Raw genomic sequence first — 11375 nt, forward strand, 5'->3', positions numbered from 1 at the left:
GTCGAACCGGGGAACCTAGGCGCGCACGATGTTCTCGCGCACAAAGGTCACGCAGGAGGCACGGCCCGGCGGCATGCGCGCCGTCCTGCGCAACCTGGGCTGGCTGTTGGCGAGCCGCGGCGTGCTGGCGCTGTTCTCACTTTTGTACCTCGCGATCGCCACGCGGACGCTGGGCATCCAGGATTTCGGCCGCTTCGCCCTGATCACGGGCGCCGCACAGGGATTAGCCACCCTTGTCGGCTTTCAGACGTGGCAGGTCGTGGTCCGCTACGGCACGGATCACCTCGCACCCGGCGGAGAAAAGGCGCTGGGCCGGCTGTACCGCGCCTGCGTGCTGCTGGATGCAGGAAGCGCCCTGGCCGGCATCGTCCTGGCCGCGGCGATCCTCGCCATCTGGCACGAAAGGCTGGGCATCCCGCCGGCATTGATGCGCGATGCCATGATCTTCACCGTGGCGCAGCTTGCCACGATCCGCTCTGCGGCGATCGGCATCCTGCGCCTGTCCGACCGTTTCGGCCAGGCGGCTGCCGCCGACAGCGTCACGCCGCTGGTCCGGCTGCTCGGCGCGGTCGCGGCGGCCGTGTTCGCGCCCACGCTGCATGCGTTCCTGTGGGCCTGGTCGGCGGCGGAACTGGCCACCGGCGCCGCCTATTGGTGGCTGCTGGTGCGCAATGGCGATGGCGCCCGCATCTGGGGCGCGCGCCTCGATCGCCGGGCGCTGGCGTCCGAGAACCCTCAACTCGGCCGGTTCCTCCTCAGCAGCAACCTTGTCTCCAGCCTCGGCCTCGCGACCAAGCAGGTGCCGCTGCTGCTCGTCGGCGGGTTCGCCGGCCCGGCCGCGGCGGGCGCGTTCCGGCTTGCCCTGCAGCTTGCGCAGGCATTGGCCAAGTTGGCGCAACTGATCGCCCGTGCCGCGTTTCCGGAGGTGGTGCGCGCCGTGCGCCGGACCACGCCGGCGGAGATCGGCCCGGTGCTCGGGCGCATGTTCCTGGCAAGCGGCAGCGCCGGGTTGGTGATCCTGGCGGTGATCGCGCTGCTCGGCCGGCCCGTTCTGGTGCTGGTCGGCGGCGATCTCGCCTACGCGGCGGCGTACTCGCTGCTGCTCTGGTTGGCGGCGGCCGGGTGCATCGACCTTGCCGTGGTCGCGTTCGAACCGGTGTTGCTGGCGGCAAACCGATCGGCCACCGCGGTTGCCAGCCGGGCGGCAGGGATCGTGCTGCAGATCGCGGTTTCCCTGGCGCTGCTGCCGCGGATCGGTGCGGCGGGTGCCAGCATCGGCGTGTTCGCCTCCTCGCTGCTCGGCGCGCTGCTTCTGGGCGCAACCGTGCTGCGCTACGCTCGATCCGGCACGCGCGCCTGAGCGAGATAGCCGCGAACGAAATCAAGATCCGCCGGCTTGTCGACGTCCACCGCGGCCAGCCCGTCCGGGCAGGCGATCGCCGCCGCGACCACGCCGGCGCGGCGCCCGAGATGCGCCACCGCTTCGGTCAGCGTCAGCCGCCCGGCCAGGTATCGCAGCAACAGAACGGGCCCCAGCCGCCGGACGATGCGCCACGGCCGCTTGCGATCCTTCTCCACCGCCTGCCACAGCCGGACGGCCGCTTCGGCACGGGGTGTGGCGAGAAAGAAGAGATTGCAGCCGGACCAATGGCCGTCCGCAAAGCGCAGATAGGTGCGACGCGAACCCGGCGCCGCCGCCCCCACGGCCTCGCGGCGCGCCACCAGCACCGCGACATCCGTTCCCGTGGGCACCCGCGCCACGAAATCCCGCACCCACTCGGGCTTCAGGAGCGCGTGATCGCCCGTGGTGACGAGCAGCGGCGCTCCCAGCGTGCGCAAACCCGATGCAGTGCTGGCGCTCGGGCCCGCTTCCGCGGCGACCGGCGTCGCGCCGCAACGATCGGCCTCGGCCTGCACGGCAGGACCCTGCGCCGACACCGCGATCCGGCCCACGCCCGCCTCCCTCACGGCTCCTATGACACGCGACAGCATGGACTGCCCGTCGATATCGACCAGGGCCTTGTCCGCCACGCCTGCGTGGGAGGCGACCGGGTCCTCCCCGCCACGCGAACCCGCCAGGATCAGCGCGGCAAAGGTCATTGCGCGGCGGATCGCCGCCACACGCGGCAAAGCACGCCCGGCGCCGCGAGAATGGGGTGGCGCTCCCGGAACGGGGTCAGCGGTATGCGCAGGCCCGTATGCCGCTCCACCTTCCACAAGGCGTAGCGCGCCGCCCCTTCAAAGGTGAAGGCCGCCTTGGCCAGACGGGCAAGGTTGAGCCACTTGCCGGTCGCCTCGCTCGGCATCCACGATCGGGCAAGCGCCCGCAACTGCGCCTCGGTCGGGCATGGCGCGAGCCGGGTGCCGTCGCCGGCAAACGCGAGGCCGCCTGCCGTCCATGCCAGCGGCAGCAGCTCGTCGTACCGCCGCCGATCATAGGACAGGATCTGGTCCTCGCGGCCCGGCGCCTCCACCCGCAATTCGGTGCGGTAGGTGGCGCGGAACAGCGCGCGCCAGAAATCACCCGCCGCTCCGCGCCGGGGGCCATGCAGCGCAGCGAACCCCGCCGCGGTCACCGCCGCATCGCAGATCGCGGCGGCTACCCGCTGGCGCGTGGCCGCGTTGTCGGCCCAGATCAACGCCACCGGCTGAACGAAGCGGGCCCAGATCGTCGTGTCCAGCATGTCGCCGCGAACGGCGCGGGCAAAGGTGGCGAGCTGCATGGAGGCGACCTTGGCGCGGATGGTGCGCCCGTTCACCGCGACTTCGTGATAGCTCACGTCCGGCCAGAGACAGGCGGCCACCACGCCGGGGCGCGCCTCGTCCCCGCGCAGGACGTAGAAGTCGAGCACGCCGTCGAGATCGCCGGTGCGCAGAACCGATCCGTAGAACAGCACCGCGCAGCCGCCCAGCCGCGCCGCCACGGCACGGCCGGCTTCCGCGATCTCGCGGGAAACGGGCCGCTCGATCTCGGCGGCAACGAATCGCTGGAGATCGGTCAAGGCGTGACGAAGCGGATCGGCGCGCCCGTCCGCACGCTCAGGTTGCCGCCCGCGAACAATTCGCCATCCAGAATGAAGCCGTTCTTCAGCGACACCGCAAAAGCCGGCGTGGCATGGCAATGATGATAGCCGAGGCGCTGGAGCCACTCCCCCTCCAGTCCCGCCAGGATCGCCGGCGCGGCGATGGGCAACAGCCGCGGCGGCGCATCGATCGCGAGGATATCGAGGCCGGGAGCGGTGCGACCCAGCGGGCGCAAGCCAAGCGGCAGACGCTCAAGCGTCGATCCGAACAGCAGGTACAAGTCCCGCTCGCTCGTTTCGCCGGTCACCAGATTGACGACGCCGACCCGCTCCCCTGCGCGCCATGGATTGGCCTTGCCACCGACCAGCGACTGGGCCAGCGCACCGGCAACGGAGAGCCCGACGGCCAGGTTGCCGAAGGCTCCGAGGCGGTGCGCATGTTGCGCAAGTTCCGTTGCACGAACGAAGCCGCCCGCGCCGAACAGGAATCCGCGCAGCATCGTGCCGTCTTCCTGCACGATCTCGATCGGCGGGCGCGTCTGGACCTTGCCGGCCGCCAACGCCTCCTGCGCATCCGCCGGCGACCACTCCAGGGGTATTCCCAGGTCGAACGCAAGGGCATTGGTCTTGCCCGATGGCAGAACCGCAAGCGGCGGCAGCGCGTCCCCGAACGCCTCCCCGGCCGCGGTAAGGACGTCCCGCACGGTGCCGTCCCCGCCATCAATGACGAGCAGGTCGATCCGCTGCGCCGCAAAGGACGCCAGCGTGTCGGCGAGTTGCCGCGGCGTCGTCGGCGCGGCGGCCAGCATGCCCGGCGCCACGCGCGTCGACAATTCGGCCGTCTGGTTGCGCCGGCTGCGCGGGTTGCTCACGATCGCCACACGCGGCGAACCTTTCGTGAAGCGAAAGCCCGGGCTTGGAACAGGTGCCGGCCAGGCAAGCTCGCGTCCTTGACCGGGCGCGATGCCGGCGATCGCCCCGACATCGTTCCGGGGGAGCGCCCAGGCCGCGGAGGGAAGACGGTTCATTACCGGCGCGACATCCGCAAAATTGAAACATCGGTCATGTACGAACGTCCTAGCAGATGGCGGCCGTCACAATGACGGTTGAATGACCCAAATATGAAATCTTCACGCAGACACAAGCGGCATTCACTCGGCCCATGCGACGGACCGAGGAGCCGGGCTGCGCTATTCGCGGGGCCGATGCGGTGCGGCCCGCGCGTCAGGCGCGATCAGGCCGGCGGGCGAGGCGGTCTCATGCCAGCCAGCTGACGACCGGCCTGCCCGCGCTTTTCTCCAGCATCGCCTGGACGAGCCGCAACAGATGCACCGCCAGCGACACCATCGTCCAGACCGCCACCGCGATGATGCCCCAGTCCGGCCGACTGACGAGGAGTGCCGCAAACAGGATCACCATGTTCGGGTTGCGCCGGGCAGTGACGAGGCGGAACCGGCTGTCGAACGGCTGCCAGACATGGATGTGCATGCCGAAGCGCACGATGAACGCGCCCTCGATCAGCCGCTGTGCGACATAGCCGAACAGCATTGCCCCCATCACCGCCCAGAACATGCCGTCGGAAAGCGGCCGTCCGTAGACGGCGCAGCCGACCGCCCAGGCCCACCACCAGATCGGGGGATGCACCAGATCGATGCCATGATCCCAGGCATTGCCCAGGGCCGACGACGTGATGGTGCAGCGCGCCAGCTTGCCGTCCACGGTATCCAGCACCATGAAGGCGAGCCCCGTCGCAAGACCGCTCCAGAACCAGCCGTTCCAGAAGGCGATTGTCGACACGATGCACAACACCGTCCCGATCGCCGTGACGCCGTTCGGCGAAAGACCGATCCGCGCCGCAAGCCTGGTGAGCGCAAACGCCCATTCCGGCCAGAGATACTTGGTCAGCACGTCCGTGACGCCCTTGTAGGCACCCAGGTAGCTCGCCCGCTCGATCGCGGGCACGTTGGCGGGCACCAGCCGTTCGGCAAAGGGCCGCTCGCGCTTGCGCAGCGCTTCGTTGAAGATCCCCTCCTCGCGCTCCGCCGGGATCACCTCGAGATGGGACGGCAGGGCCGCTCCCGTCTCGGCCGCGTGGACCACCGCGCCGCGGTCGCGCGCGGAGACATGGGCCAGCACCGGCACGTTGTCGCGTGTCAGCACCGTGTTGGGGCGCGTCTTGAGGTAGGCGAGCCATGCGGGGTCGAACACGAACGCGAGATTGGCCAGGATCGCCGGCCCCTCGCCCGCTGCACCGAACGGCAGCTTCTGCGCCGCGGCGATCCGCCGCAGCCGCTCGTGCGCCGTCATGCCCCACAGCAAAACGTCGTTGCTGCCCAGAGGCACGACATGCGGCGGGGTTGGCGGATTCGGATTGCTCGACATGGCGGCCCCTTAGCGCGCGCGTCTCGGCATGGCGAGGACGCGGAGCACCTCCTCCGCCGCCCGGCGCGCCCCCGCGCCGCTGGCATCCCCCATGGCGGCAGCGATCTCGCGCTGGGGCTCGACAAAGGCCGGGTGCCCCTGCCCGGCGCGCTCGATCGCCGGTTCGAGTTCCGCCAGGTCCGAGACGACCTCGCCCGCGCGCCACATCGAATAGGAAGCGTCCGTGCGCCAGTCGCGCGCGGACGGATTCAGGAACACCACCGGGCGGGGGCGCGCCAGGAATTCGATCACCTGGCTGGAGGTGTCGCCGAGGTACAGGTCGGCCGCCGCGGTGTAGCTCCCATCAACGGTGGCGAAGCTGTCCAGGTCGCAATGGACGTGCGGCAGGTGCGCCACTGCCTTCAGCACCGACCGCACCTCCGGTGCGCGCTCGACCAGCCGCTGGTGCGGGGCGAGGATCACGTTCCAGCGCCGCTGCGCCGCAAGCATGGCGACGACTCGCTCCCCCCAGGCGGGCCAGGAGGAGCGATGCGGCTGCCAGTGCGGCGTGTACAGCAGGATCGGGCGCTTTTCCGCGAACAGCGTGCTTGCAGGCGTGCGCTGGCGAAAGCCGGCCTTCACGTACCCGGTGGCGACGATGCGCTCGGCGGGCATGCCGCGCGCGAGATAGGTTGCGCGCTCCTGCTCGCTGGGCACCAACGTGTGAAAGGCCGCCCTGCGCCGCCGGTCGTCGCGCGCGCTCATGGAGCCGACGCCGTGCGATGTCTTGACGAACCGCGTCGGGAGCCAGGGAAAGAGCCGGGGCAACCACAAACTGGTCTGCTCGGCACAGAGCACCACCGGCACGCGGGCGAGGTGCGGCAACAGCCGCAGCAGCATCGGCAGCTTGCCCGGAAGCTGCGGCATGTTTCCCTCGGCGCCACCCGCGATCGCGCGAAACCCGGGTGCCCGGCGCACGCGGACGCGTTTCAGCGGCGCCGTCCAGGCGGTGAGCAGATCCTCGTGAACCGACGTGGACACCCACAGGTCGATGGGCAGCTCCGGCTCGATCTCCGCCAGCTGCTCCACGATCGGGAAGAGGTGCGGGATCAGGAGCGTCTCGCCGAGAAACAGGGCGGCCACCCGACGCTTCATCGGTTCGTGCCGCCGGCCCACGCCTGTATGTCGGCAGGCCGGTCGATCTCCTGCCACGATCCGCTTTGCTCGATCAGGGCAGATACGGCCCCCTGGCGCGCGAGCATGGCGACCACATCATGGTGATAGGCATCGACGCCGCCCTCCTGGGCGATGACCTGTTCGAGCGCCCGCCGGTAGCCGCTTTCCTCCCCGGCGAGCACCACCCCCAGCGAGCGGTGCGTCGCGCGGGCGGGGTCGAGCGCCTTCGATACCGCTGTCACGCGGGAGCCGGAAACGGCCACCAGCATGTCGTCCGTCGCAGGTGTGCCGAGCGGCTCGACCACCAGGCCGACCCCCGCCCCGCCCTGTGACAGCCCGCGGGCGAGCAGCGCGGAACTCAGCAGCGTGTCCCCGTTGAGAAGGCAGAACGGGCGGTCCAACAGGTCCCTGGCCGCCCACACGCTGCCGATGCTGCTCGACACCGCCCAGAACGGGTTGAAGCGGAGCTCCACGGACAGGGGCGGCTGGTGCGCCGCCAGATGTTCCCTGACCTGGTCGAAGCGATAGCCGGCGATCACGGCGGCCCGCGTGATCCCCGCCTGGGCCAGTGCGCCAAGCTGATGATCGAGGATCGCACGCCCTCCCACCGGGACGAGGCACTTGGGCATGGTTTCCGTCAGCGGCAGCAGCCGCGATCCGCGGCCGGCGCTCAGAATGATGGCCTGCATCGCGTTCAGAGGCCCTGCGCTGCGGCGGCGGGGCGCCAGTCGAGCACCGGCCAGCCGCAGGCCGAGGCAAGGGCCCGCAAACGTCGATGCGGGTTCACGGCGAACGGCTCGTCGACGAAGTTCAGGCAAGGCGCGTCGGAGACATGATCGGTGTAAAAGCGAAGCCGCGCAGCGCCGCGCTCGATGCCGCCTGCGCGCAACCACGCCTCCACGGCGGCGAGCTTGGCCGGGCCGTAAAGGTTCGGGCCCGCCAGCCGGTGGAGTATCGCACCCGCGGCGTTGACGCTCGCATCGGTTGCGACGACGTCGGTGATGCCCAGCCGACGCGCGAGCGCCTCGGCATAGAAACGGTGCGCAGCCGTCGCCAGCACGACACGATATCCTTCCGCACGGTCGCCCGCGATGCGCAAGGGCGCGCCGGGACGGATGTTGCGGTTGAAGGTCCGATCGGCGAACCGCTCGGCAAGCGCCGCCATGCGATCGCCGCGAACCGCTCCCCCGAGCATCAATCGATGCATCAGCTCCTTCAGCCGGTCGCGCCGGATCAGGCCAAGCGTGTAGGCGAGCCACATGCCGGCCATCGCCGGCAGGAACGCCACGCGCCACCGCGGTGCGCTGGAAACCAGAAACGCGAACCAGGTCGGGAGACGGGTAACCGTTCGATCGAGATCATAGAAAGCGACGTGATGCATATACCGCCCCTGCCATCGACGGCGGGAAAGGGAAACCCGATCCGCCAAGAAGGCAGGGGCGCGCAGCACGTTGCCGACAGGCGCTGGTGCGCCGACCTCCACGCATTGGGGATCACGCGGCTGCCGCGCTACCCTGATGGGGGCAATAGCTGTCCAGGAAATCCTTGTGGGAGGGCAGGCCCCGCACCTGCTCGGCGATCCCGCGCGAAAGCTCGCCGAGCGATTGGCGGAGTTGGTCGTCGGGAAGCAGGGACGGCAATCGATGATGCGCGCGCGGATGCTCGCCCTGCCCGAGCATCACCTCGACCCACGAGTCCGTGCGGAAGATCTCGTCCTGGTCCTGCCACGCACCGGCACTGTCGCGAAACACCGCGATGCGCTGCGCCAGCGTGTCCGGCACGCGCATGGCCGCGCACTCCCGCCAGAACGCCTCCGGCCGCCGGTTGAGATGGTAGTGGAGGATGATGAAGTCGCGAACATGCTCCCACTCGGCGCGCGCCTGCGCGTTGAACCGATCGCGCACGGCCGGTGCCGCTCCGTTGAACGGAAAAGCCTGAAGGAAGCGCGTCACCGCCGTCATGACCAGGTGGATGCTGGTGGATTCCAGCGGCTCGATGAAGCCGGCGGCCAGCCCGAGCGCGAGGCAGTTGTTGCGCCATGCCTCGCGGCGCATCCCGCTGGTGAAGCGCAGCAGCCGCGGCTCGAACAGGGGCTCACCGTCCAGCGCGCCCAGCAAGCGCGCACGCGCTTCGTCCGCCGACAGCGTCTTGCTGGAAAAGACGATGCCGTTGCCCATCCTTGTCTGCAGCGGGATGCGCCAGCGCCATCCGTCGGCATGCGCGATCGCCCGCGTATAGGGGACGGGCGCCCCGCTCGGCGCGCTCTGCACCGCAAAGGCGCTGTCGGCGCGCAACCACTCGCTCCAATCGACGAAGTCGCTGCCCAGCGTCTGCCCGATGAGCAGCGCCCGGAAACCGGTGCAATCGACGAACACGTCGCCCTGCACCCGCTCGCCCGATGCCAGGTGGAGCGCGGCGATGTCGCCATCGTCGTGGCGCTCGACCCGCTCGATCCTGCCCTCCACCCGGCGGACCCCGGCTGCTTCCGCCAGCCCGCGCAGGAACCGGGCATAGGCCGTGGCGTCGAGATGATAGGCGTAGGACAGCGGCGACTTGGCGCCGGCCGCGAACCTGCCCTGCGCGGCCGCCTGTGACTCCAGCGAATAGTCGCCATATTCGCCACCAAAGCCGCGCCCGGCCGCTTCCAGCCAGAAATGCTGGAAGTCCGCCATGAACACCGACCGGCCCACCGAACCGAACGCGTGGAAGTAGCGGCGTTCGGGCGTTTCCCATCCTTCGAACGAGATGCCCAGCTTGAACGTCGCCTGGCTCGCCGCCATGAAACGCCGCTCGTCGATGCCGAGCAGGTTGTGGAAGGTACGGATGGTGGGAATGGTCGATTCCCCGACCCCCACGGTGCCGATCTCGTCGGATTCGACCAGAACGATGCGCGCCAGCCCGTTCAACTGGCTGGCAAAGGCCGCCGCCGCCACCCAGCCGGCGGTGCCGCCGCCCGCGATGACGATGTCCGGCAGGGCGGGAGGCATGTCGGTCATCGATTGAGCCTGTGCTGGAGAAGCGCCCGCAGCCGACGCGCCGCCACCCGGTCGAGCGGCGCCAACGGCCCGCGCGCCTCGGGGGGCAGATGCGCGGCCGCCTGCTCGGCGGGGCCGAACAGGTAGAAGTCGAACAGCGCCCGCCAGGCCTGCTTCTCGGACATCGGCCGGTCCCGCAAGCTGAGCAGGCCGTGCAGGAGCGTATTCATCGGCGTGTCCATGAACGCCGGGGCCTCGTTCCACCAGTAATTGACCATGACGTTGAAGGCGTCGAGCGCCTCCACATTGTGCCACCACATCGCCGGGTAGAAGAGCGCGTCGCCCGGCTCCAGTTCGGCGACCCGGGCGCTTTCCATCGCCTCGGCGAAGCGGGGAAAACGGTCCATGTCGGGCGCGCGCAGATCGACCAGGCTGACCACCTGCCCGCCCGGCGTCGGCTCGAGCGGACCCGGATACAGGTTGCGCACCTGTTCGGGCGGAAACAGCGTGAACCGCCGATGCCCGACAAGGCAGCAGGCGATGTTGTTGGTCATGTCGTAATGGGTCGAGGCGATCGTGCGGTTGCCGATCCAGATGCTCACCAGCAGGCGATCGGGGTCGAACATCGGATCGCCCAGTGCCAGGTCGTTGGCGGCCCTGAACCCGGGCAGGTAGGTGTCGAGATCGGTGGAGCCGACGTAGAAAGAGGGCGGCGCCGGATCGTCCCGGTAATCGAGGATGCGATCGAGATAGGCGTCGAGCGCGACACGTGCGGGCTCGAAATTGAGCCGGGTCAGGGTGTGGTCGTAGAAATACCGCCCGCCGGCTTCGGGCGGCGCGGTGGAGCCGACCACAAGCTGGCCGCGATAGAAGCCCTTCAGATAGGCGACGGCCTCGTCGGCGGAGCGCGCCCCCGCCGCCACCATCGGCCAGTCGCGCACCACGCCCGTCAGGATCACCGGCTCGCCCGCCGCGACCAGTTCGGCAAACGGCAGCCGTTCGGGGGATAGCCCCTCCAGGCGCCGCACCGGACGGGGGACCGCCGTCATGCGGCCAGCGCGTCCTTGTCGCGCTTCAACGCGGCAAGCCGCCCGACATTGGCAAGCGACGCCGCGGCGAGCACCGCCAGTGCCAGGAAACCGTCGCTGTTCAGGCGATGAAGCGTCGCCGCGTCGAGCGAGGCAAGGGCCTGGCGATCGACCGCGAACACATCCGCCACCTGATAGCGGCGCCCCTCGCCGACCTCGACATCGAGGTGCACGGGTTGCAGCAGACCCGCTCCGTCCAGTGCCCATCCCAGCGCCTGCATCGCCTCCACCCCCTCGTGAACGACGCGCAGCGCGTCCGCCATATGCTCCAGCGCCGGCGCATTGCCGCCATGCGCCAGGAACAGCGGTTCCCCGCCTCCCCGGCTGGTCCGCGGATGGTCGAGATCGATATGGATGACCGGTTCCGCGCCGGCGCCGGAGCGCTTTGCCTGAAACCCGATCGACAGCGGGCCGCGGCGCTGCACCGCCGGCACATAGCGCGCCTGCCATCCCGCCGGCGTCAGGAACAGGTTCTCGCGCGCATCGAAGCCCAGCAGCACGGCGGCGCGAAACCCGTCGCCCTCGCGCCGGAACACGATCGCATAGTCGCGCTGCGCTTCCTCGAACTCGGAAGGGAAGATCGGCAACCGGTTCAGGTCGTCGCCGAACTCGGCGCCATGGCCCATGCGAACACCAAGCTCCGCATGATCGACGTTGTTGAGCAGGACCATGAGCACCGGAGCCTTGTGGTATCCTGGCGCAACGCGAGGGCGTCGGCGCCAGCTTCAGAAGGAGGCTATCGGCTGGCCGGG

At 69.7% G+C, this 11375-nt stretch carries 11 protein-coding genes; 1 reads left to right on the plus strand and 10 read right to left on the minus strand.

What is annotated here, in order from left to right; translation table 11 throughout:
* Positions 1-28: 28 nt before the first annotated feature.
* Positions 29-1360, plus strand: a complete 1332-nt coding sequence (locus DVW87_RS10735) for a lipopolysaccharide biosynthesis protein (RefSeq protein WP_114687752.1) — start codon at positions 29-31, stop codon at positions 1358-1360.
* Here the strand turns inward: DVW87_RS10735 and DVW87_RS10740 are convergent.
* From DVW87_RS10740 to DVW87_RS10785, 10 genes are all read right to left on the minus strand, one after another.
* Entirely contained in the window at positions 1333-2100 is a 768-nt protein-coding gene (locus DVW87_RS10740; protein WP_114688199.1) for a nucleotidyltransferase family protein, read from the minus strand. The genes DVW87_RS10735 and DVW87_RS10740 overlap by 28 nt on opposite strands.
* Positions 2097-3002: a hypothetical protein gene (locus tag DVW87_RS10745; RefSeq protein ID WP_114687753.1), complete on the minus strand. Its 906-nt coding sequence runs from the start codon at positions 3000-3002 to the stop codon at positions 2097-2099. Before DVW87_RS10745 ends, DVW87_RS10740 begins: the two co-directional genes overlap by 4 nt.
* The gene (locus DVW87_RS10750) at positions 2999-4051 is read right to left on the minus strand and encodes a diacylglycerol/lipid kinase family protein (protein WP_114687754.1); all 1053 of its coding nucleotides are present in this window, start codon (positions 4049-4051) and stop codon (positions 2999-3001) included. Before DVW87_RS10750 ends, DVW87_RS10745 begins: the two co-directional genes overlap by 4 nt.
* Before the next feature lie 229 nt (positions 4052-4280).
* Positions 4281-5405 (minus strand): CDP-alcohol phosphatidyltransferase family protein, encoded by a 1125-nt coding sequence (locus DVW87_RS10755; protein WP_114687755.1) that lies wholly within the window; start codon positions 5403-5405, stop codon positions 4281-4283.
* A gap of 9 nt (positions 5406-5414) precedes the next feature.
* Complete coding sequence (locus tag DVW87_RS10760; RefSeq protein WP_114688200.1) at positions 5415-6539, minus strand: hypothetical protein; 1125 nt, start codon at positions 6537-6539, stop codon at positions 5415-5417.
* The gene (locus DVW87_RS10765) at positions 6536-7249 is read right to left on the minus strand and encodes a phosphocholine cytidylyltransferase family protein (protein WP_114687756.1); all 714 of its coding nucleotides are present in this window, start codon (positions 7247-7249) and stop codon (positions 6536-6538) included. Before DVW87_RS10765 ends, DVW87_RS10760 begins: the two co-directional genes overlap by 4 nt.
* 5 nt (positions 7250-7254) lie before the next feature.
* Positions 7255-7941 (minus strand): HAD family hydrolase, encoded by a 687-nt coding sequence (locus DVW87_RS10770; RefSeq protein ID WP_114687757.1) that lies wholly within the window; start codon positions 7939-7941, stop codon positions 7255-7257.
* 112 nt (positions 7942-8053) lie between these two features.
* Positions 8054-9556 carry a tryptophan halogenase family protein gene (locus DVW87_RS10775; protein WP_114687758.1) on the minus strand — a complete coding sequence of 501 codons (1503 nt, stop codon included), beginning with the start codon at positions 9554-9556 and terminating at the stop codon, positions 8054-8056.
* The gene (locus tag DVW87_RS10780; RefSeq protein WP_114687759.1) at positions 9553-10584 is read right to left on the minus strand and encodes a cupin-like domain-containing protein; all 1032 of its coding nucleotides are present in this window, start codon (positions 10582-10584) and stop codon (positions 9553-9555) included. Before DVW87_RS10780 ends, DVW87_RS10775 begins: the two co-directional genes overlap by 4 nt.
* Positions 10581-11294 carry a SapC family protein gene (locus DVW87_RS10785; RefSeq protein WP_114687760.1) on the minus strand — a complete coding sequence of 238 codons (714 nt, stop codon included), beginning with the start codon at positions 11292-11294 and terminating at the stop codon, positions 10581-10583. The genes DVW87_RS10780 and DVW87_RS10785 overlap by 4 nt, the downstream gene beginning before the upstream one ends.
* Between the last annotated feature and the right edge of the window lie 81 nt (positions 11295-11375).

It is taken from the genome of Sphingomonas aracearum, assembly GCF_003345355.1.
Lineage (GTDB): Bacteria > Pseudomonadota > Alphaproteobacteria > Sphingomonadales > Sphingomonadaceae > Sphingomonas > Sphingomonas aracearum.